Origin of the sequence: Collinsella sp. i05-0019-G5, from assembly GCF_042851345.1 — a bacterium.
Taxonomy (GTDB): domain Bacteria; phylum Actinomycetota; class Coriobacteriia; order Coriobacteriales; family Coriobacteriaceae; genus Collinsella.
Genome location: NZ_AP031421.1, coordinates 2,135,278 through 2,157,454, shown reverse-complemented (window position 1 = coordinate 2,157,454; position 22,177 = coordinate 2,135,278). Strand labels below are relative to the sequence as shown.

The 22,177-nt window shown below is 58.0% G+C and carries 17 protein-coding genes; 13 read left to right on the top strand and 4 right to left on the bottom strand.

Annotated elements, in window-relative coordinates; genetic code table 11:
• The first annotated feature begins 18 nt into the window (after positions 1-18).
• Positions 19-1,179 (top strand): FprA family A-type flavoprotein, encoded by a 1,161-nt coding sequence (locus ACGHIZ_RS10065; protein WP_390447844.1) that lies wholly within the window; start codon positions 19-21, stop codon positions 1,177-1,179.
• Positions 1,180-1,238: 59 nt separating this feature from the next.
• Here the strand turns inward: ACGHIZ_RS10065 and ACGHIZ_RS10060 are convergent, their stop codons facing one another.
• Positions 1,239-2,042 (bottom strand): DeoR/GlpR family DNA-binding transcription regulator, encoded by an 804-nt coding sequence (locus tag ACGHIZ_RS10060; RefSeq protein ID WP_390398971.1) that lies wholly within the window; start codon positions 2,040-2,042, stop codon positions 1,239-1,241.
• Between the two features lie 335 nt (positions 2,043-2,377).
• On the opposite strand from ACGHIZ_RS10060, the gene ACGHIZ_RS10055 reads away from it, so the two are divergent.
• Positions 2,378-3,235: a ketose-bisphosphate aldolase gene (locus tag ACGHIZ_RS10055; RefSeq protein ID WP_368156619.1), complete on the top strand. Its 858-nt coding sequence runs from the start codon at positions 2,378-2,380 to the stop codon at positions 3,233-3,235.
• Between the two features lie 710 nt (positions 3,236-3,945).
• Here the strand turns inward: ACGHIZ_RS10055 and vsr are convergent.
• Positions 3,946-4,935 carry a DNA mismatch endonuclease Vsr gene (gene vsr, locus ACGHIZ_RS10050; protein ID WP_390447841.1) on the bottom strand — a complete coding sequence of 330 codons (990 nt, stop codon included), beginning with the start codon at positions 4,933-4,935 and terminating at the stop codon, positions 3,946-3,948.
• 148 nt (positions 4,936-5,083) lie between these two features.
• On the opposite strand from vsr, the gene ACGHIZ_RS10045 reads away from it, so the two are divergent.
• Positions 5,084-5,869 carry an ABC transporter ATP-binding protein gene (locus tag ACGHIZ_RS10045; protein WP_275689291.1) on the top strand — a complete coding sequence of 262 codons (786 nt, stop codon included), beginning with the start codon at positions 5,084-5,086 and terminating at the stop codon, positions 5,867-5,869.
• Entirely contained in the window at positions 5,859-8,063 is a 2,205-nt protein-coding gene (locus ACGHIZ_RS10040) for an FtsX-like permease family protein (RefSeq protein WP_390447838.1), read from the top strand. The genes ACGHIZ_RS10045 and ACGHIZ_RS10040 overlap by 11 nt, the downstream gene beginning before the upstream one ends.
• A 329-nt stretch (positions 8,064-8,392) precedes the next feature.
• On the opposite strand, the gene ACGHIZ_RS10035 is transcribed toward ACGHIZ_RS10040, so the two are convergent.
• Complete coding sequence (locus ACGHIZ_RS10035; RefSeq protein ID WP_158558644.1) at positions 8,393-9,358, bottom strand: response regulator transcription factor; 966 nt, start codon at positions 9,356-9,358, stop codon at positions 8,393-8,395.
• Positions 9,359-9,687: 329 nt separating this feature from the next.
• On the opposite strand from ACGHIZ_RS10035, the gene ptcA reads away from it, so the two are divergent.
• The 5 genes from ptcA (at position 9,688) to ACGHIZ_RS10010 (ending at position 15,862) form a co-directional block, all read left to right on the top strand.
• Complete coding sequence (gene ptcA, locus ACGHIZ_RS10030; protein ID WP_390447834.1) at positions 9,688-10,761, top strand: putrescine carbamoyltransferase; 1,074 nt, start codon at positions 9,688-9,690, stop codon at positions 10,759-10,761.
• 132 nt (positions 10,762-10,893) lie between these two features.
• Positions 10,894-12,333, top strand: a complete 1,440-nt coding sequence (locus tag ACGHIZ_RS10025) for an APC family permease (RefSeq protein WP_117774343.1) — start codon at positions 10,894-10,896, stop codon at positions 12,331-12,333.
• A gap of 367 nt (positions 12,334-12,700) precedes the next feature.
• Positions 12,701-13,906: an agmatine deiminase family protein gene (locus ACGHIZ_RS10020; RefSeq protein WP_117635777.1), complete on the top strand. Its 1,206-nt coding sequence runs from the start codon at positions 12,701-12,703 to the stop codon at positions 13,904-13,906.
• Between the two features lie 374 nt (positions 13,907-14,280).
• The gene (locus tag ACGHIZ_RS10015; protein ID WP_147327489.1) at positions 14,281-14,463 is read left to right on the top strand and encodes a hypothetical protein; all 183 of its coding nucleotides are present in this window, start codon (positions 14,281-14,283) and stop codon (positions 14,461-14,463) included.
• Positions 14,453-15,862 carry an APC family permease gene (locus ACGHIZ_RS10010; RefSeq protein ID WP_117774345.1) on the top strand — a complete coding sequence of 470 codons (1,410 nt, stop codon included), beginning with the start codon at positions 14,453-14,455 and terminating at the stop codon, positions 15,860-15,862. The genes ACGHIZ_RS10015 and ACGHIZ_RS10010 overlap by 11 nt, the downstream gene beginning before the upstream one ends.
• A 35-nt stretch (positions 15,863-15,897) precedes the next feature.
• Here the strand turns inward: ACGHIZ_RS10010 and ACGHIZ_RS10005 are convergent, their stop codons facing one another.
• On the bottom strand, positions 15,898-16,089 hold the full coding sequence (locus ACGHIZ_RS10005) for a hypothetical protein (RefSeq protein WP_117774346.1): 192 nt from the start codon (positions 16,087-16,089) through the stop codon (positions 15,898-15,900).
• Between the two features lie 128 nt (positions 16,090-16,217).
• On the opposite strand from ACGHIZ_RS10005, the gene ACGHIZ_RS10000 reads away from it, so the two are divergent.
• From ACGHIZ_RS10000 to ACGHIZ_RS09985, 4 genes are all read left to right on the top strand, one after another.
• Complete coding sequence (locus tag ACGHIZ_RS10000; RefSeq protein WP_117774347.1) at positions 16,218-17,210, top strand: helix-turn-helix transcriptional regulator; 993 nt, start codon at positions 16,218-16,220, stop codon at positions 17,208-17,210.
• A gap of 315 nt (positions 17,211-17,525) precedes the next feature.
• Positions 17,526-19,154 (top strand): amidohydrolase, encoded by a 1,629-nt coding sequence (locus ACGHIZ_RS09995; RefSeq protein ID WP_158550994.1) that lies wholly within the window; start codon positions 17,526-17,528, stop codon positions 19,152-19,154.
• Between the two features lie 96 nt (positions 19,155-19,250).
• The gene (locus ACGHIZ_RS09990; protein WP_117774348.1) at positions 19,251-20,627 is read left to right on the top strand and encodes an MATE family efflux transporter; all 1,377 of its coding nucleotides are present in this window, start codon (positions 19,251-19,253) and stop codon (positions 20,625-20,627) included.
• Positions 20,628-20,878: 251 nt separating this feature from the next.
• Complete coding sequence (locus tag ACGHIZ_RS09985) at positions 20,879-22,048, top strand: ATP-binding protein (protein WP_197032249.1); 1,170 nt, start codon at positions 20,879-20,881, stop codon at positions 22,046-22,048.
• The last annotated feature ends 129 nt before the right edge of the window (positions 22,049-22,177 follow it).

Here is a 22,177-nt window from a genome sequence, read left to right as displayed (position 1 = left end):
TCTAGGAGGCTTTGCCTGATGGAGATCACCAAGGATATCCGCTACATTGGCGTCGACGATCACGACATTGACCTGTTCGAGGGCCAGTACGACGTGTCCGAGAACGGTATGGCATATAACAGCTACGTTATCTTGGGCGACAAGATCGCTGTCGCCGATTCGGTCGACGCCGGCTTTGTCGACGAGTGGCTCGGCAACCTCGAGGCCGTGCTTGATGGCCGTACGCCCGACTACCTGGTTGTCCATCATATGGAGCCCGATCACTCCGCCGGTATCGCCGCCTTTATGGAGCGCTACCCCCAGGCGCAGATTGTGGCCAGCATGGGCGCTTTCCGCATGATGGTCAACTACTTTGGCACCGACTTCCCCGAGCGCAAGATGGTCGTCAAAGATGGCGACGTGCTCGACCTGGGCGGCCACAGCTTGACGTTTGTCGGCGCCCCCAACGTGCACTGGCCCGAGGTGCTCTTCTCCTATGAGGCCACCGACAAGGTGCTCTTTAGTGCCGACGGTTTTGGCAAGTTCGGTGCTAACGACATCGAGGATCCCGAGGGCTGGGCTTGCGAAGCGCGCCGCTACTACTTTGGCATCGTCGGTAAGTTCGGCAAGTTCGTGCAGGCCGTGCTCAAGAAGGCCGCCGATCTGGATATCCAGATCATCTGCCCGCTCCATGGTCCTGTGCTGACCGAGAACCTGGGCTATTACCTCGACACCTACAACACCTGGTCGAGCTATCAGCCCGAGGACGAGGGCATCACGATTGCCTATGCGAGTGTGTATGGGCATCTGAAGGCTGCCGTTGAGGAGCTCGCATCTGCGCTCGAGGCCCGCGGCCAGAAGGTCTCCGTCTTTGACTTGGCTCGCGATGATATGGCTGAGGCCGTTGAGGACGCGTTCCGCTACGACCGCCTGGTGCTCGCCTCCATCACCTATCAGGGCGAGATCTTCCCGTTCATGAGCACCTTTATCCATACGCTTGCCGAGCACGCCTATCAGAACCGTACAGTTGCGCTCGTCGAGGCCGGTTCCTGGGCGCCTGCCGCTGCCAAGGTTATGACCAAGGAGCTCGAGGGCATGAAGGACATCACCCTGACGCAGAACAAAGTGACCGTGCTGGGCTCGCTCAACGACGCCTCGCGCGCCCAGATCGAGGCCCTCGCCGACGAGCTTTCCAAGTAGCGACACATTCACTTCTGATGCTCAACCACCACAAAGGAGACCTTTGTGGTGGTTTTTGTTTAAGCGTCAGCGATGAGGAGATTTGGGCGGGCGTCGTCGACGATCTCGGCGATTGAGGTGGCAACGGCATGATCGGGGTCACGGTCCATCACGATGGTGTCGACATCTGCCAGCTCGGCAAAGCGGTACATGCCACGTCCGTTAACCTTGCTGGCGTCCATGAGGGCGACGCTTTGACGGGCGGCGCCGACCATAGCCGCTTTGGTCTCGGCCATCTGCGGAAAGTCGGTCGTAAAGCCGCAGCGGGGGACAAAGGCGCCGGGGCACATGACGGCAAGGTCGGCGTGGACCATTTGGAGCGCCTGCATGGTAAGTGGGCCGTACAGATAGCGATGACCTTTGCGTAGTGCCCCACCCAGCATGACGACATCGACCGAGGGCATGCTCTCGTCGATATAATCGGCGATGGTAATGTCGGCCGTGATGACGGTGATGCCGTCGCGCTGATCGAGGAGCCGGACGAACTCGAGCGCCGTGGTGCCCGAGTCGACAAGCAGCGTGTCGCCATTGCCGACGAGCTCGATGGCGCTTTGCGCGATGGCCTGCTTGGCGGCGACATTGACGTTGATGCGGCGATCCTGGGTGGATACGGTCAGTCGCTTCTGGAGAGACACGGCGCCACCATGCGTGCGGCGCAACTTGCCGGACTCGGCGAGCGCGTCCAGGTCGGCGCGGGCGGTAACGGAGGACACGCCAAAGGTCTGGGCGATTTCTGCCACTTGCACCGAGGCGTTATGTTCGAGCATTTCCATGATGGCGGAACGACGCTCATCGGCGAAAGCTCGGGTTGTCGCATGGGCCATAGCTGCTCCATTCTCAACCGAAATTTGCAGGAATTGTGTTGAGTCTATTTTCGTTCATTTTCTTTTTGAGTAAGAAAACGCCTTTCGATTACTTATCTTTTCTATAAAAGAAAGACGCTGAACGCCCAAAATTCAATATCGAATACGCCCACTCGGCTCCAATTCCTTCCGTTTACTTTTCAAAAACGACTGTATTGACCTGCATGGGCTCAATATCTCGCGCGTGTAAAGCCGCTGAATTTCATACAATGAGCGCAGTAAAACGCAAGGTAAAACGCCTTGTGAACAACTACGCCCGATGTCCAGATGCGGGCGAGGGAGAGGAGCAAACGCTCATGGCACTTGTTACCACCGAAAAGATGCTCAAGGACGCTCAGGCCGGCCACTACGCCGTCGGCGCGTTCAACGTCGAGAACCTCGAGTTTGTTATGGCCGTTCTGGCCGCTGCCGAGGAGACCAAGTCCCCCGTCATCATGCAGACCACCCCGGGCACCATCAAGACCGCTGGTCTGGACTACTTCTACGGCATGGTCAAGGCTGCCGCCGAGCGCGCTTCCGTGCCCGTCGCTCTGCACCTCGATCACGGCGATGGCTATGACCGCTGCATGCAGGCTTTCCGCACGGGCTACACCTCTGTCATGATCGACGGTTCGCACGAGTCCTTCGAGGACAACATCGCCCTGACCAAGTCCGTCGCCGCCGCTGGCCGCGCCATGGGCGTGCCCGTCGAGGCTGAGCTCGGTAAGGTTGGCGGCAAGGAGGACGACGGTCCCGCGGTTGAGGGCGAGAGCCCCTACACCGATCCGGCCGAGGCCAAGGAGTTCGTCGAGCGTACCGGCTGCACCTCCCTCGCTATTGGCGTTGGCACCAGCCACGGTGTGTACACGAGCGATCCGCACATCGAGCAGTCCGTGGTCAAGGCCATTCGCGACGCCGTCGACGTGCCGCTGGTTCTGCACGGCACCTCCGGTGTGCCCGATGAGCAGGTTGCCGAGGCTGTGAAGAACGGCATCTGCAAGGTTAACTACGCCACCGAGCTGCGTCAGGCCTACACCAAGGGCTTCATGGCCTACATGGCCGAGAACCCTGCCTGCTTCGATCCCAAGAAGCCGGCCAAGGAGGGTATGCGTGAGATCACCGAGCTGGTTAAGATCCGCATGACCAACCTTAACTCTGTGGGCAAGGCAGAGTAACAGCAAGGGTACTCCGATCCCACCGGACGGCTTGGGCGGGTCCCCGTACTTAGTTTCCAAAACGTCCTCGCGCATGAAGGCCCCCGTTGCCTCGCTTCTACGAAGCGTTGGCGACGGGGGCCTTCGCGCTGCGGAATGATTTTGGAAACTAAGTACGGGGACCCGCCCAAGCCGTCCTGCTCGATTGCCCTTGTGGCGTTAGGGCAGAAATGGGTGGGGCGTTAGGGCTTCTTTGCTGATGGGGGATTGGTATGCCCGGGCTTGGTTGGGGAAGGTTTTGTCTAGGGATGCTTGGAGCTTTTCGAAGGATGCTCGCAGGTTGAGTTCCTGGTCGGTTGAGCGTTTGGTTTTTGTGGTGGGGGAGTCGAGGAGGCCGTTTCTCTGTGTCGGGGGGAAGGAGAAAAGGTCTGCATGTTTTAGGGATGGCTGCTGTGCTGCGTCATTGGAAGAATGCATGCTTATGCGGCCTCCTCGATGTCCACCAAAAGGTTGCGCACGGGGTATGCTGCTAGATCCCGTGCGTTGGCAGTATTATGCCGCGGCTGCTGCAAAGAAGCGCTAAAGAAAGGCTTAACCTGGTTTGGTGTTACGATGAAACCGCAGGTCAAAGCTATCGAGTAACACTCTTGAAAGGTTTTGGGCTTAAGGGCTTTCTAAGGTTTGTGGCGTGGATGTGGCTCGCCTGTGCGGGGCGTGTGGACGGCTCGTTCCTAGCGCTGCGGCTCTGCGGCCCGCACCTGCTCGATGACCTTTTCCATCGTGCCGTCGATGCGGTCTTTTTTGAGTTCGCATTCCCAGATGGTTATAGGCGTCCAGCCCATTTGAGTGAGTGCTGCCACGGCAGCGCGGTCGCGCTCGACGTTGCGACGGAACTTTGCCTCCCAAAACTCAACGTTGCGCTTGGGCTGGCTAGGGTTGCACTTGGGGCAGCGGTGCCAAAAGCAGCCGTTGACGAAGATGGCGATCTTGCGCCCGGGGAAGGCGATGTCGGGTTTGCCGGGAACCTTCCATTCCAAGCGATAGCCCGTAAGGCCCGCGGCGCGCAGGCGCTGTCGTACGAGCAGCTCGGGCTTGGTGTTTGCACGCTTGTTGCCCTTCATGGACTTTTTTATAGCGGCGCGACGGCGCACGAGTTCACGCTCGTCGGCGGAAAGGTCCGAGGTGTCGATGCCGTCCAACAGACCGGGCTTTGGACGCTTTTTGCTGCGGCGCTTAGGTGCGCGCTTGGGCTTGGTGGCGGGCTCGTCGGTCGCGGTGGCCTCGGCGTCGTTGGCAACGCCGTTGGCCTCAAGCCGGTCTTCCTTCAACTCAATTAGGGCATCAATGAGTCCCTTGTCGGCGGGCATCCACTCAACGGTGGCAAGCGAGGTGCGCGGAATCCAGCGGATATCGAGCTGGCGGTCGTGCTTCTGGGGCTCGCCAGACTCTTTAGCCAGCGAGCAGTAGTAGCACTCCATGGAGAGATGAAAATCGGGGTAGTCGTACTCAACGGTATAGAAATCGCGCAGATTGGTGACTTTTACCTGCAACTCTTCCATGAGCTCGCGGCGTACGGCGTCCTCGGGCGACTCGCCGCGCATGAGCTTGCCGCCCGGGAACTCCCAAAGTCCTCGCATGTCGCCGTAGCCGCGCTGCACGGCAAGCAGCTCGTCAGATCCTTCCTTGCGAATGATCCCAGCGGCAACATGAACAGTTTTCAACAGGAGTCCTCTCTCAACATCAACAAGTGACAGGCTAGCTACCCGTACCTTACACAACGGTAAGGCAAGCGTAAGCCATATCGATGGTAGCCGACTCGTCTTCTTGCGACTATAGATGCCGTAGACTAATCGCAAGAAAGGACTCGGTATGCAAACCACGCACATGGCGACCCCGGTACTGGAGGTCGCGCATCTCGAAAAGGTATATGGAGCGCTGGGCAACGTGACCCGCGCGCTCAACGACGTCAGCTTTACCGTCAACCGCGGCGAATTCGTTGGCATCATGGGCGCCTCGGGCTCGGGCAAGTCGACGTTGCTCAACTGCGTCTCGACCATCGATAGCGCCACAAGTGGCACGATCCGCATCAACGGCCAGGACGTGACGCGCATGAAGCAGGCCAAGCTTTCGCAGTTTCGCCGCGAGGAGCTCGGCTTTATCTTCCAGGATTCCAACCTGCTCGATACGCTCACGGCACGCGAGAACATAGCCCTGCCGCTCACCATCGCCCGTGTGAATTCGGCCGAAATCTCGACCCGCGTGCAGGACGTGGCCGCGCGTCTGTCCATCAGTCAGGTGCTCGACAAGTATCCCTACCAGATGTCCGGCGGTCAGCAGCAGCGCGTTGCCGCGGCTCGCGCGCTCGTCACCGACCCCACTATGATTATGGCCGACGAGCCCACCGGCGCCCTCGATTCCAAGAGCGCCCGTTTGCTGCTCGAGAGCCTGGAGGCTCTTAACCGCCGTCTACGCGCCACCGTGCTCATGGTCACGCACGACAGCTTTGCCGCCAGCTACACGAGCCGTGTGCTGTTTATTCGCGACGGCAAGATCTTCACCGAGCTGCGCCGCGGCGACACCGATCGCCGAGAGTTCTTCGACCGCATTATGGAGGTCGTTGCCATGATGGGCGGTGAGGGCTCCGATGCTCTGTAAACTCGCTTGGGGTAACGTCCGCCGCGCCGGCCGCGACTACCTCGTCTACCTTTTGACGCTCACCCTGGGCGTCACGGTCTTCTATGCCTTCAATACCGTCTCGATGCAGGTCGACATTGCCGGAATCGATGAAGAGGGCTTGGTGCAGGTTATGGGCAGCATGCTCGGCGACCTGACGTACTTTTTGGCCGGTGTCATGGCCTTTTTGATGGTGTATGCCAATAACTTCATCATGAAACGCCGCAAGAAGGAGTTTGGCCTGTATCAGGTGCTCGGCATGGGGCGCGGACGCGTCGCCACGATCATGGCGCTCGAGACGGTGATTGTCTCGGTCGTGGCCTTTGTCGCCGGCATTGTGCTGGGTGTGGGACTCTCCCAGCTCATGACGTTCTTTACGGCCTCGCTTTTTAAGACACAGATCGCCAATTTCCACTTCTTTTTCTCGGTGCATGCGTTCAATCTGACCCTTGCCTGCATGCTCGTAATGTTTGTGCTTACGCTACTGCTGAACCTTCGCGCCGTGCGTCGTACCAAACTCATCGAGCTTATGGGTGCCGAGCGTCGCAACGAGAGCATCAAGACGCGCAACCCCTGGATTGCGATTGCCATCTTTGCCGTGGGCGTGGTGCTTGTGGGTGTGGCCTATTACCGTCTGCTACGTGATGGGTTCCCGCTAACCGCGACGGACAGCAAGCTGCAAGAGGCCATGAACCAGTTTGGCATTACGACCGCTATGGTTACCGTGGGCACCTTTGCCCTGTTCTGGGGACTCTCGGGCATGCTCATCAAGCTGCTGCAGAGCCTGCGCGGCGTGTATTGGCGCGGCCTCAACATGTTTACCGTGCGCCAGCTTGCGGCCAAGGTCAACACGGTGTGCTTTTCGATGGGCGTCATCGCGATGCTCCTGTTTTTGGCCATCACCTCGGTGACGTGCGGTATGTCGATTGCCAATGTGATGAACGAAAACCTGGAGCGCTATAACCCTGTTGACGTGTCACAGACGTATGTCTATTACACGCCCGATACGCTCGACTACTACAAAGAGTACGTCAATCCGTCTGATGAAGCCGATCGCATGGTGCCGGCCGATACAACGGTCGATTTGTACCCCGCATGGCACGGCAGGGACAGTTCGGCGGACAACAACGACGAGACCGGCAAGAAGGTCGATATCGCCGATGTTGCCGGTGAGCATGTGCAGATCGATTCGTATCTGAGTTACCCGTTTGGCAGCTCGAATCCTTCGGTGACCCCAAGTGAGATGTGCAAGATCATGGGCGAAAAGCTTCCCAAGGCGTTCGGGGGTAGCAATGCCGATACGATGGGTCTGTTTGTGACGCCGGCGAGCCAGTACAACAAACTGCGTCAGATGATGGGTGAGGAGCCGGTGCACATCGGTCACGACCAGTATCTGCTCACGTGTGATATGGGCGGCGAGCTGGTCGACCTGTACACCAAGTATATGGCTGGTGGCCATGCCCTTACCTTGGGCGGGCATACGCTCAAGCCCGCAACCGATAAGTCGGACGAAGATACGGCGGCCATCGCCAACTCGGCGATGGGCAGTAATCTGGGTACCGTCGTCGTTGCCGACGAGCTGTTGTCCCAACTTAATCTGCAGCCGTATTCCAGTAGCCTGCTCGTTAACTACAAACAGGGGATGGATACGACCGAGGCAGACGAGAGCATTAAATACACTCTGCTCGACGATCTGCTCGTTGACGGCAAGAAGCCGGGGTCGTGGGGAACCTTCATCACACGCTCCGAGATGTACACGCAAACAGCGCAAATGAACGGTCTTATTAGCTACCTAGCCATCTACATCGGCTTTGTATTGGTCGTTGCATGCGCGGCGATTCTGTCGATCCAGCAACTCTCCAACGTGGCCGATGGCAGCCGCAGCTATCGTGTGCTGGCACAGATCGGCTGCGACGACCGCCAGATTCGCCATTCGGTGATGGCGCAGCAAGCGGTATTCTTCCTGTTCCCGCTGGCAGTGGGCCTAGCGCACTCCTTTGTGGCACTTAAGGTGATCATCGAGCTGGTGAGCATATTCGGAAATATGAGCATCGGCGGCACCGTGGGCCTCACCTGTGCGATCTTCCTGGCAGCCTATGGTGGCTACTTCCTGGTGACGTACCTCATGAGCGCCGGCATGGTACAAGCTGCCATCGCCACCCGCTACAGCGAGTAACAAGCGGGCAAAACCGTCGCAAAACCAACGCGAACAGCCGCCGCGAACGGGGTCCGGACCCTTTTCGCGGCGGTTTTTTGTCTATCGGATGCCTCTCAGATGCAAGTGAGTAGACTTTTTTGGACTTGTCGAGCACACCGCGCCAAACGCTCAATAAAACCGCAGGTCAGGGCGGTGGTGTTTTGGGGCGTGCTCGGCATCCCGCCAAAAGCCTACTCACTTGGTTTTACTGCTAGAAAACCGCCGCGAGGGAAAGTAGCTCCCTCGCGGCGGTTTTGGCATTTGCCCAGATAAAACCTGCCAAAATAAACCTGTCCCTTTTTGGTAGGTTATCGTTTCCAAAAGTGGAGGATGAGCGTCGTGCGGTTTTGCTGCTCAGTTTTGACCAGGATGTTGTGGATATGGGTCTTGACGGTGCCCACGGCAAGGAAGAGCTCGTCAGCGATCTCTTGGTTCGATTTGCCCAACACAACCAGACGCATGACTTCGGTTTCGCGGTTGGAGAGCTTGTAGGCGTTGCGATAGAAGGGCATCTGCTCTTCGATGTGTCGATCAAGATCGCTGACGTTCTTTTCCTCGGGCGCCTCCTGCATGCGAATCGAAAGCACGTGATAGGCATAGATGATCAGCAGAATCGCAAAGTAGCACGCAAAGATGTTCTCGCTAAAGTTGCGCTCGGACAGGTACAGCTGCAGCCAAGAGGGTGCCAGGCTCATGGGAACAACAAGGATGTTGTAGAAATCCTCGGCAACGATGCACCCGACCAGAATGGCGCCGATAATGAGGTGCTTTCGTTGATTGTTGACGCGCGCCTTAAGCTCGACCTGCGTGCTTTTATGCGCCGTCCAAAAGATATACAGTCCCACAAATACAAGGAATACCTGACGCATCGTGTAGTAGAGCCATTGATGCATGGGGCCGTAGGGGACAGCGACAATGACCAGCAGCTCGCTCAGGAAGAACGTTGCGACGGGAATAACAAACTGCTTTTTTGAATGTTTGTCGAGCAAGTCCATGGCAATGAGCCAGATAAAAGCTTGTGAAGCGGTCGCCACAAGGGTCCGCAACACAGGCATGGTAATTGAGTAATAGTCGCTGGCTGGAAAACTCTGGTTTTGCAACGTGTATTCAAAAAAGAAGATCTCGGTCATCTCGATGGCATAGCAAATAAAAACGCCGCTGCCATAGATAAAGAAGCGTCGACGAGACGAGGCATAGGCGGCAAGCGAAAGCACTGCCGTCACAATACAGATCACGAGTATCGCTAGGGTATAGAAGAACATCAGGGTGTTCATCTGCCACCGTCCCATCTCATTTCATCTATGGCCGAGCCCTGTATACCTTGTGGGATATAGACGTCTCAACCCTTCGTTCCATTGCGGATTAGGCGCCGAGATACAGCATAGCCGTATACCGTTCGCGGTTCTAGATAGTAAACCCCCTGCAAGCTGGCTACCTGCGGGTTTATATTGGTTTAGAGGGGGTGTAACTCCGTGAACGGTCTTTAATCCCGAATAAACTAGGTAAAAATTGCATACGGGTGAATGATGGTCTTGTCAACACGAGGCGTGATGTTCGAGCGCCTCATAGCAATAGTCGGCACGACCGGCGGAAAGGAATCGACATGGCGCTGCCTAAGGATTTCATCGACACCAACGACTTCACCAAAGAGCAGATCCTGGCTATCGAGGATCTTGGCCTGGCAATGAAGAAGGCCATCAAGGTTGACGGTTATTATCCGCACCTGCTCCGCAACCAGAGCCTTGGCATGATCTTCCAGCAGGTTTCCACCCGCACCCGTCTTTCCTTCGAGACCGCTATGACCGACCTCGGCGGCCATGCTCAGTTCTATGGCCCTGGCACCATCCAGCTCGGCGGTCACGAGTCCCTGGGCGACACCGCTCGCGTTATGGGCTCGCTGCTCGACATCATGATGGCTCGCGTTGACCGTCACAAGGACGTCGTCGGCCTCGCCGAGGGCTCCGCTGTGCCCGTCATCAATGGCATGTCCGAGTTCAACCATCCCACGCAGGAGATGGGCGACCTCATGACCATGCTCGAGAACCTCCCCGAGGGCAAGAAGATCGAGGACTGCACCCTGGCCTTCATCGGCGACGCCACCCAGGTCTGCGTCTCCCTCATGTTCATCGCCTCCAAGGTCGGCATGAAGTTTGTCCAGTTTGGACCCAAGGGCCACCAGATCCCCGACGGCGGCCTGCACGTTGGCACCGTTGAGGAGCGCGCCGAGTTCGGCAAGCAGATGATGGCCGTCGCCGAGGAGAACTGCAAGGTCTCCGGCGGCTCCGTCGTCATCTCCGACGACATCGAGTGCATCAAGGGCGCCGACTTCATCTACACCGACGTGTGGTATGGCCTGTACGACGAGGAGGTCTCGGGCGAGAACTACATGGACGTGTTCTACCCCAAGTATCAGGTCACCATGGACATGATGAACTTCGCCGGCCCCAACTCCAAGTTCATGCACTGCCTGCCGGCCACTCGCAACGAGGAAGTCGTCGACGAGGTTATGGACGATCCCGAGCGCTCCCTGTGCTGGGTCGAGGCCGAGAACCGCAAGCACTCCATCCGTGCTCTCCTCGCTGCCCTGGGCAAGCGCACCCCGCTCAACGACGAGGGTGTCGAGTACTCCGCCAAGGCCGAGCTTCACGCCGCTCTCGAGGCTCTCGAGCAGCTCTAAGCCTTAAGCCTGCTAAACGCACGTTTGCGGGCGGCGGATGCTCGTCTCCTGTCGCCCGCTCACCGAGGCTCAGGCAATTGCCTTAGTACCTTGGGCCTCGGATCTGTCCAAGACTGAGCGAAGGAGCTCATCATGAGCGACGGAAAGAAAAAGCTTTCCTTTTTGACGGTCATTTCGACCATCATCTGCGTCGTCTTCGTTTGCGAGGCCGCCGCTCCTGCTGCTGCCATTGGCAACCAGCAGTTCTTCTGGTGGATCTTCCTGATCCTGACCTTCCTGCTTCCTTATGGCATGGTTGTTGCCGAGCTCGGCACCACCTATGACGGCGAGGGCGGCATTTACGACTGGGTACGCGATGGCCTGGGCGACAAATGGGGCGCCCGCATCTCGTATTACTACTGGGTCAACTACCCGCTGTGGATTGCCTCGCTGGCTACCATGTTCCCCGACATTTTGGGCATGGTCTTTGGCGTTGAGTTCAACTTGATCGCCAAGATGGGTATCGATCTTGCCTTTGTGTGGATCGTCTACCTCATGGGCCGCTCCAAGGCGGCCGACTCCGAGTGGGTCCTTAACGGTGGCGCCATCATCAAGGTCGCCGTCGCCGTTATCGTTGGCGCTTTGGGCATTTGGTATGCCATGGAGAACGGTTTTGCGAACGACATGTCCGCTGCCACCTTCCTGCCCGAGCTCACCAACACCAACGCTCTCGGTTACCTGTCGATCATCATCTTTAACTTCATGGGCTTCGAGGTCATCTGCACCATGACCGATGACATGGCCGATCCCGCTCGCGATATTCCCAAGGCTATCATCGTCGGTGGCCTGTCCATCGCCGTGATCTACCTGTTCGCTGGCTTTGGCATCGGCGCTGCTGTGCCGGCCGATTCCATCGACCCCGACTACGGCATGATTTATGCAGTCCAGACCATGGTGGGCGACTCCATGATCTTTAAGGTCATCTGCATTGCCTTCCTGATCACCCTGTTCGCCAACATGGCTGCTTGGTCCTTCGGCGTTAACTCCGTTGCTCGCTACGCTGCCGAGCACGGCAACATGCCCAAGGTCTTCGCCTCGATGATCTCTGATGACGACATGCCCAACGGTGCCAACCTGGTCAACGCCGTCGTTGCCTCCCTGGTGCTGTGCCTGCAGCTCGTTCCCATCGATGCCATCTCCAACGGCGTCTTCTGGATGCTCTTCGGCACCTCCGTCGTCTTCCTGCTGCTGACCTACATCCCGATGTTCCCGGCGTTCCTCAACCTTCGCAAGAACGACCCCGACCGCGAGCGCATCTTCACGTTCCCGTTTAAGGGTGCCATGATGAAGGTCATGCTGGCCATCCCTTGCATCGAGCTGATCCTGGCCATCGTTGCAACGCTGGTGCCGTTCTCTGCCGCTGAAATTGGCGACAAGCTCCCGATGATCGTTATCTTCATCGTGCTTCTGCTCATCGGCGAGGTTGTCCGCGTCGTCAGCGCTAAGGGCCGCGAGACCGAGTACAAGGGCCTCACTCCCGAGCTGGCAGCTCAGCGTCTCGCTGAGGAGGCCGCCGAGGCCGAGGAGAACTAGAGCACCCGGTTCTGGGGCTCCAACCCTCCTCGCGTACCAACGTGCGCTTCGTCGGGCTTGTCGCTCCCGACTCCAGGCACTCTAGCCTCTTCGAGGGCGTGCCCAAAGCGACAAATTTGCTCACTATTTCCTGGGGCGGGTGCGAGCGATAGCTCCGGTAACCACCGCCCGCCCCAACCTCTCTCTCGTATCCTTCGTGCGTTTGTCTCCACGCACTTGGTTACGTTGCCGCTCGTCGGTGCGGCTCCGTGAAAACCGGCACCGGGCGCCCCGACCTTTGCCGGGGGACGGGCGCCCACTATCTCTTGGTTTTAGGCTGCGGGTAATCCGCCCGCGGCAAACGATCGTTCGATTTGGAGGAAATCTTATGCGTACGATCACCGAGTCCGAGTCCACCCCCAAGGCCGACGGCTTCTTTATGCCCGCCGAGTTCGCCCCGCAGGATCGCGTGTGGATGGGCTGGCCCCACCGCACCGACACCTGGGCCCACGGCGCCAAGCCGGCTCAGAAGCAGTATGCCGCCATCGCCCGCGCCATCTCCGAGTTCACCCCGGTCTATATGTGCGCCAACCAGGTCGACTATGCCAACTGCAAGGCCGTCTTCGAGAACGACGAGAACGTCACCGTTATCGAGATGACCACCGACGACGCCTGGTTCCGCGACACCGCCGCCACCTACGTCATCAACGGCAAGGGCGAGAAGCGCGCCAACCACTGGCACTTCAACGCCTACGGCGGCCTCGTCGACGGCCTGTACTTTCCGTGGGACAAGGACGAGCAGATCGCCCTCAAGATGGCTGAGCTCTCCGGCTGCCGTCGCTATCGTCCCGACGACATGATCCTCGAGGGCGGCTCCATCACCGTCGACGGCGAGGGCACCCTTGTCGTGACCGACCAGTGCCTGCTTTCCCCGGGCCGCACCTGCTCTGCGGTTCTGGAGGAGGAAGAGGATCCCGAGTCCATCTGGCCCAAGTTCCACAAGAAGTTTGAGCCTTGGAGCGAGGAGCTTCGCGCCTACATGGACGAGCACCTCAAGGATTACCTGGGTGTCGAGAAGGTCATCTGGGTCAAGGAGGGCATCGACCCCGAGGAGACCAACGGTCATATCGACGACGTTGCCACGTTCATCGCTCCGGGCGTCATGGCCTGCATCTGGACCGACGATCCCGAGTATCCGTTCTACGAGCAGTGCCACGCTGCCTACGAGACCCTCTCCAACGCCGTTGACGCCAAGGGCCGCAAGATGAAGGTCTACAAGCTCTGCATGCCCGTGAACCCGCTGTTCATGGACCAGGCCTCCTGCGACACCATCGACGCCGACGAGAACGCCGAGCCGCGCGTCCCCGACGAGCCGCTGATCGCGTCCTACATGAACTACCTGGTCACCAACCACGGCGTCATCGTCCCGCAGTACGGCGACGAGAACGACCAGCTGGCCGTCGACACGCTCCAGAAGATCTATGACGAGGTCTGGGGCGAGGGCGTCTACAAGTGCGTCGGCGTCCAGTCCGAGCAGGTCGTCTTCGGCGGCGGCAACATCCACTGCATTACGCAGCAGGAGCCGTCCGCGTAATTGTCTGGCTTCCCGAGGCACGGCACCTTGCCCTTCAATCGTCGGGCATGACCCTTAAGGTCTATGCCCTCCTCTTTCAGGGCAATCTGCCGCACCTCGGAAACCCAGCCGATCAATCGGACAGTCGATGAATCGCACCGTGACCATCTCGGGGCATTGATGGTCGGTTTATTCGATGTCTTGGTCGGCTGGGTTTTTCTTTGGGCACTCCGTTGCCTCCACTTCGGAGTGCCCGCCTCTTTGATTGAGTACGCGTCTGATCTGGGATTTATTGCGGGTTAGGCCAATTGTTCGCTTGAATATCCCAGGTCAGACGCGTCTTCAATTGCCAAAAGATTCCGGTCGCAATCGCGGCCGTTTTGATCGGAGTATCTATGTACCAGCGTATCGTTATCTACACGCGCCTGTTCCGCGAGCGTTGGTCCAACAATTGCATCCTCTCTTCTCTTTGGGATGGCACCTGCACCGGTGACGCGGCCTGCAACCCTACCTTGGGCTGCGCCTTCGGTACAGATGCCATCCTTTTTGCTGTAGGGGGAGCGTGTCGTGGCAGGTAAAAAGTTCTCCCTGTTCGAGGTCATCCTCTCGGTTATCTGCGTTGTCTTTACCATCGAGGCGGCCGCTCCGGCATCTGCCATGGGTAACGTGCAGTTCTTCTGGTGGATCTTCCTCATCATTACGTTTTTGCTTCCCTATGGCCTGGTGGTGGCCGAGCTCGGTACGGCGTTCGATTCCGAGGGCGGTCTGTACGATTGGGTTCGCCTGGGCTTGGGCGACCGTTGGGGCGCCCGCTGCTCCTGGTGCTATTGGGTCAACTTTCCACTGTGGGTGGCAAGTATCGCCTGCATGTTCCCCAGTGTCATCAATGCGGTATGGGGCATCGAATTTTCGCTTGGGGTCCGAATTGCCATCGAGCTTGCCTTTGTGTGGGGCGTCACGGTCATGGCAATGCAGCCGGTGGCCGAGGCCGATTGGGTCATGGATGGCGGCGCCGTCATCAAGGTGCTCATTACCGCCGTGGTGGGAATCGTCGGCATCTGGTTTGCCTGCAATAACGGCTTTGCCAACGATATGTCGTTTAAGACCTTTGTCCCCGATCTGGGAGACACTAACTCACTGACGTATCTTTCAATCATCCTATTCAACTTTATGGGCTTTGAGGTGGTCGCGACCTTTGCCAGCACGATGAAGAACCCATCGCGCGATATCCCCAAGGCGGTTATCGCCGGTGGCGTTGCCATCGCGGCGATCTACATTATCTGTGGCATCGGTATTGGAGCCGCGGTTCCCACCGAGCAGCTTTCACTCGATTCGGGCATTGTGGACGCGGTTGCCGCCATGGTGGGGCGCGCTCACCCGCTGACGATGGTCGTGGGCGTGGCCTTTTTGGTGACGCTGTTCGCCAACATGATCTGCTGGAGTTTTGGCGTCAACAACGTGGCGAGCTATGCCGCGCGCCACGGCAACATGCCGCGCCCCTTTGCGCTGGTGTCCAAGAAGACCGGCATGCCCAACGGCTCAGCACTCATTAACGGTTGTTTTGCCAGCTTGGTGCTGCTACTTCAGATTCCGCTGGGCGAAGGTTCCGACGTCTTTTGGGTCTTCTTCTCGATGAACGTCGTCTTTCTGCTCATGAGCTATATCCCGATGTTCCCGGCGTTTTGGCGCCTGCGTAAATACGACGACCGCCCACGTGTGTTCCGCGCGCCCTTCGAGGGCAAGGTGCTTGCGGTAGCGCTTGCGGTGCCGGTGGTAGAGCTCGTGCTTTCGATTGTTGCGACAATCGTGCCGCTTAACAGCTCGCCCGCCGAGATGTCAAAGTTGCCGATCCTCATGGGTGTGGTGATCGGCGTGTTGCTGGGCGAGGTTTCGCGCCTCATATCGCGCCGCGGCCGCAGCATCGACAATCCCGGCGTTGGCGCAAGGGGGACAGGTCGCTTTGCGCCAAAACAGTAGCGCCGCGAGTTGTGCGGTGCTAGATGCATCTTGGATTACTGCTCACGCTGCTCGGGATCAGATGCGAGCTTGGGTGCAAAGTAGGGGACGTGGCCCAGGTAGGGGCAGCTGTCCGAACGCGCCTCAACGGCGCAGGGGACATCGTCGTAGGTCATGGAAGAACCGAGTCGGGTGATGGCCTTGGCGGCGGGCGCGACGAGCATCTTGAGCGGAGCGATCGGTGCCATGGCATCTCCTTTCATCGGTGAGACACAGCTTGTTTATCTAAACGATACAGTACGTTTAATCGGTGAGTCTAATCTTGCGGCAAAGAATCTGTCAACATCCTCACAGCATCTAGACAGGGGAGGCGGGCATGAGTTTCGCGTTCTATATCTACACCACGATTATCATGGGTGTGGCTCTGGTGACCAGTGCCGTGGCATTGGTGGTTTGGCTCATGACGCACCGTCGCGACAGCCTAGTGGCCGCGGCGGGCTTTTTGCTCTACATGCTCGATATGTCGGTCATCTTTTTTGACGAGTACACTCGGCTCAAATATGACTACGCCGTTACCTTTAGCGAGCCGCTGCAGCACCCCTTGCTGCGCTGCGTGCTCGGTATTGCCATCTATGCTTGCATTGTGCTGTGGATGTTTGCGCGCTTGCGCAAAAGGCCGACGTCGCGCATGCTCGGACTTGTTATCGTGCCGTTTTCAATCTTGCAATTGGTGCTGGTGCCTCGCAGCGGTGCTGCCGGAGAGATGCAGCAGTATCTCTTTTGGCTCACGCGTGACCTGGGCAATGTAGGATGTCTTGCCTATGCCGCCTGGCATTACCGGCACAGGGCCACGCGTGTTGAGAAACTCGACCTCGACCGCTCAAAGCTCTTTTGGAAGGTGGCACTCGTTCTTGCGTTTTGCGTAATCGCCGAGGACACCTACATGATTTTGCTCTGCCGCCCCGACTCTCAAAACCCCGTCATCAGCCTCTTTTTGTGGTATCTGTCCGAGCGCAATATCTCCGAAAACGTGCTGCTCGTGGCATGCGCGGTCCAACTCTTTTGCCAGTTTAGCCATATCCTGCGCGTGTATGCCCGTCATCCGCGTGCCGATGAGGACGTGGCGGCCGAGAGCGCACGCTCTGGGGACGATCTAGCATCACGCGTTGTGATCTATGCCGATGCCCGTAAGCTGTCGCGGCGCGAGCAGGAGGTGCTCACGCTGGTGCTGAAGGGCAACGACGCCCAAAACATCGCCAGCGAGTTGGTCATCAGCCCTGGCACTGTCAAGGCGCACTTGCATCGCATCTACGTTAAAAGCGGTGTCTCCAACCGAGATGACCTCATAGATGCCTTTTGGCGTTCCTAGTCCTATTCTTCCTTGCATGCGGGTCTTGCCGTGTGGGCGGGCACGCCGTTGGGCGTAATGACGCGGTAATAATCTCAGACAATAAACCTGCAGGTAAAGCGTGTAAACCTGCTTAAACTGACCGTTTGCGATCCCTGGCCTTGGCACGGATTTGCCCCTGTGTATCAATGGGTGTAGCGCGAAGCCGCGGACGTGGGACAGACGTCCGAGCACGGCTTGTAGGCACGCGCCGATGCGGGAGCGCTACGCTCCCAACCGAGTGCCCACGCGGGCGGTGCGTCCGCGTTGCAACCAAAGATGCCTGAGGAGGCTCACATGGACAAGGCTGATGTAGTTATCAAGAGCAACGCCGTCTTTACCGGCGATGGGCTCGAGCCGTTTAAGGGCGGCGTTGCCGTGCGCGGTGATAAGATTGTTGCCTGCGGTGACGATGCTCACCTGGCACCGTTTATCGGTCCCGATACCGAGGTGCGCGACTTTGGCGACCAGCTCGTCATGCCCGGCCTGATCGACTCACACACGCATTTTGCCCAGGGCGCGTTTATGACCGACCCCGATTTTGCCGTCAACCTCATCGACTGCACCAGTTTTGAGATGGCGATGGAACGTGTCGTGGCGTTTGCGGCCGACCATCCCGATAACGAGTGGATTCTGGGCTGCCAGATTATCCAGTTCCAGTGGGATGTCCCCGAGATGCCCACAGCCGCGATGATCGATGAGTACATCTCGGACCGCCCGGTCTTTCTGCAGCAGGTTGACCTGCATACCTTTAGTGCCAATACCTGCGCCATCAACAAGGTGGGAGTAACTTCGCAGACGCCCGATCCCGCAGGCGGCAAGATCCTTAAGGATGCCGAGGGCAATCTGACGGGCGTGTTTTCCAACAACGCCGGCGTCTTCTTTATGGACGAGGTCTACGACCCAGCGCCCGAGGTTGTTGACGCGTCGTTTGCAAAAACCGCCCGGCGCGCCAATGCCCTGGGAATCACTACGGTCGGCATGGTCAATCCTACGTTTGTGAGCATGGAAAACCCGTATGCGGTGTTGGCAGGTCTTAATGCCAAGGGCGACTTGCCACTGCGCGTGTTCCTGTACACCGATCTGTTCGAAAACGAGTCCTTAACGCTCGAGCAGATCAAGGAGAAATACGCCTTCTCGGGTACGCAGGTCGAGTGGCACGGCTTTAAGCAGTTTCTTGATGGCGTGTGCTCCGACCACACCGCTTGGATGCTTGAACCCTATAGCAATGCGCCCGATACCTGCGGTGAGCCCGCGGAGGATCCAGAGCGCATCCGTGCCGCCATTGTCAGGGCGCAGGAATGGGGCGTTGACACGCGCGTCCATACGATCGGCGATCGCTCGGTGCGTTTTGTGCTTGATTGCTTTGAGGAGGGCGAGCGCTTGCATGGTAAGCGGGGTTGCCGCCACTCCATGGAGCACAACGAGACGGTTCAGCCCGAGGATCTGCCGCGCTACGCGGAGCTTGGTATATGCCCCGGCATGCAACCGTGGCACATGCTGCTCGATATGGCTGACCTTGCCAAGGACGATGCCGTGGGCCCCGAGCGTGCAGCGCTTTCGTGGCCCCTGCACAGCCTGCTTGCCAGCGGTGCCGTGGTGCACTTGGGCAGCGACTTCCCCGTTGTGGGCTTGGAGCCCATGGAGGAGGTGTACGGCGCGGTCTTCCGCATGCTCGAGGACGGCTCCAACCCCGAGGGCTGGTTCCCCCAGGAGCGCATTACCATGGCCGAGGCCCTGCGCGCCTACACCTACGGCAGCGCCTACGCCATGCATGCCGAGGATCGCATCGGTACGCTCGCATGCGGCAAACAGGCTGATATCTGTGTGCTCGACCGCAACCTCTTTGACTGCGAACCGGCTGAGGTCCTCGAGGCCACGGCGTCTCTCACGATGATTGCCGGCAAGGTGGTCTACGAGGCCTAGCGGGGCTGCTGCATCGCTGGGCGGTGCCACAGCCTGTGCGTGCCGCCCATCCATTCATCCATCCATTCATCAATCTCTCATGGAAAGGGGAGAACAATGGCAGAAGAGACAACCGCCGCTGTTGAGGAGGAGCGTGAGCTTGCCTCGCAGCCGATTCCCGGCCTGGTGCGCAAGTACACCATCATCACCGGCCAGGGTATGCTCGCCCAGATTATCATGGTGGTCCTTGAGGGCCTCGTGATGGGTTGGGGCCTGGGTGCACACGGCCTGGCCTGTGTTTCGATCATCATGTCGGTCGAGTACATTAACCTGGCCTTTGGCAACCTGTTTGGCACCGGCGTGCCCGCCGTGGTGGGCAACCTTTTGGGTGCCGGCGACATTAAGGGCGCCAGCAAGGCGTTTAGCCAGGGTTTTTGGCTTACCACGATTGTGAGTGTGCTGCTTGCTGTGGTGATGGCTGTGTTTACCGAGCCCATCTGCGCATTCTTCGGCGCCACGCCCGACATCATGACCGATACCGTTGCCGGCGTGCGCACCTTCTCCGTGCTGCTGCCGCTCACGGTCATTGGTCAGATGGTCACCGCCGTCATGCGTGTGGACGAGAAGGTTCAGATCCAGGCCAACCTCATGACCGTGTCTGCCATCGTCGCTATCTGCTGGCTTGCGCTTTCCACGTTTGTGCTCAAGCTTGGCGTTATGGGAGCTGGCGTGTACTACGGTCTTTCCATCGGTATCTGGGCCATCGGTATCTTCTGGTTCATCGGCGGTAAGAAGTCGCAGCTCCAGATCAACGCCGCCGACCTCAAACTCGACATGGCCATCTGCGGCCAGATCATTAAGATTGGTTTCCCGTTCTTTTTGGTGCAAGCTGCCACGTTCATCTTCAACACCGTTGCCAACTCGTTGCTTGGCCAGCTCGGCGGCGACATGGGTTCGCTCTACATCGCGGCCTTTGGTGTGATCAACGGCTACATCCTCTACATTACCATGATGGTCGCCCAGTGCTTCTCGTACGGCCTGCAGCCCATTGCCGCCTTCAACGCCGGCGCCAAGGCGTGGGCGCGCCTCAAGGAAACGCTCTCCTGCACGCTTAAGTACCAGGTCGTGACGCTTGCTGCGGTGTCTGCTGTGCTATGGGTGGCCGCAACGCCGGTCTGCGCCTTTTTTGCTGGTAGCGACCCGGCGCTCGTCGAGGTTGCCGCCAACGCCACGCGCATCGTTATCCTGGCCGTGGCCCTGGGCTATCTTGCCATGACCATGTCGATGTACTTCCAGGCGGTTGAGAAGGTGGGTATCGCCACGTTCACCGGTCTGCTCCGCTACGTGATCTGCTCCGTGCCGCTTATGTACCTGCTTGGCAACATGATGGGCGTTCAGGGTGTCTGGTTTGCCTTGGTGGCGGCTGACGCCATCACTGGTCTTATCTCCATCGCCCTCGCCGTCCGCGAATCCAAGCGACTTGCCACGCTCTAGACTCGGACACGGCCGGCCCGCGATAGTCGAATAAGTCAACTCGCCTGCAAGCCACCGCAATGGGGACAGTTCCCATTGTGGTGGCTATTGTTATTTAGGGTCTGAGATTTCGGCTCTATAAATAACGTTTTTGAACTGGGCTACTATAAGATTGTGGAAAACACTACTACAAGATTATGGAAAACGCTACTGCGAGATTATGGCAAATGATACTATACGATTATGGTAACAGCGTTATAAGGGGCGTTGATATGGCCGAGTACATTAACAGGGATTTGCATGAGTTGCTCATTCGCATGGCGGGTTGGTTTCCTGTTGTGTCGTTGACGGGGCCTAGGCAGAGCGGAAAGTCTACGCTGGTTAGGCATGCCTTTCCCGACTATTCCTATGTCACGCTTGAGGACCCCCAAACGAGGCGCGCGGCCTTGGAGGATCCGGTGAGTTTTATCCGCAACCGAAAGGGCGGACTCATCATCGATGAGGCGCAATACGCCCCGGATTTGTTCTCGATGATCCAGGTTGTTTCGGATGAGCGGGGAGATGCCGGTCAATACATCCTTACGGGATCGCAAAACTTTTTGATGATGAAAAGCATCGGCCAGTCTCTTGCCGGGCGAGTCGGGATCTTAAAATTGCTGCCATTTTCGTTTCGAGAAGCGGAGAGGGGCCAGCAGGGGCAGTTGGAAGTGGATTTGTTTGCGCTCGAAGGGGGATACCCTCGCCTGCGTTCCGCCGGAATGCCGTCCTCGGTTTATTTCCCCAGCTATATTGATACCTATGTTGAGCGCGATGTTGTGGGCTTGCTTGACGTGCGCAATAAAGCGGAGTTTCATAAGTTACTGTCCATAATTGCCCAGAGCGCCGGTGCTCTCATTAATATATCTTCGCTTTCTCGAGATACGGGTGTGAACGTATCGACCATTAAAAGCTGGTTGTCTATCCTGGAGCAGAGCTACCTGACGTTTTCACTGCAGCCTTATTATGCAAATGCCAGGAAACGTTTGACTAAAACGCCCAAGCTTTATTTTTACGACACGGGGCTGCTCTGCTACTTGCTCAAAATTGGATCACTGGAGCAACTTTTGGAGAGCCCTTATCTGGGGGCAGTTTTCGAAAACCTCATCGTTTCCGAAACGGCGAAGAGCCATCTCAACGTGGGCGAGAATCCCGAGTTGTATTTCTATAGGGACGACGGCAAGCGAGAAATCGATTTGCTCGACTGCACAAACTCAGGGAGTCCCAAGGCTATCGAAATAAAATCATCCAGAACGTATCACGATAAGTACGCCCGCCATTTACAGGCTGTATGCGATGAGATCGACATTGCAAAAGATGCGCGCTATGTTGTGGCCCGCGTGGATTCAACGTATGAGTCGAAAGACTGTAGCGTGGTCTCGGCGCGTGATTGGCTTTTGCGATAACAAGTTCGGCGTATTAACAACTGCCGCGAAGGGTCCGGATCCCTTTCGCGGCGGTTTTTTGCCGATCCGGTGCGCCTCAGATGCAAGTGAGTAGACTTTTTTGGATTTACCGAGCACATCGCGACAAAT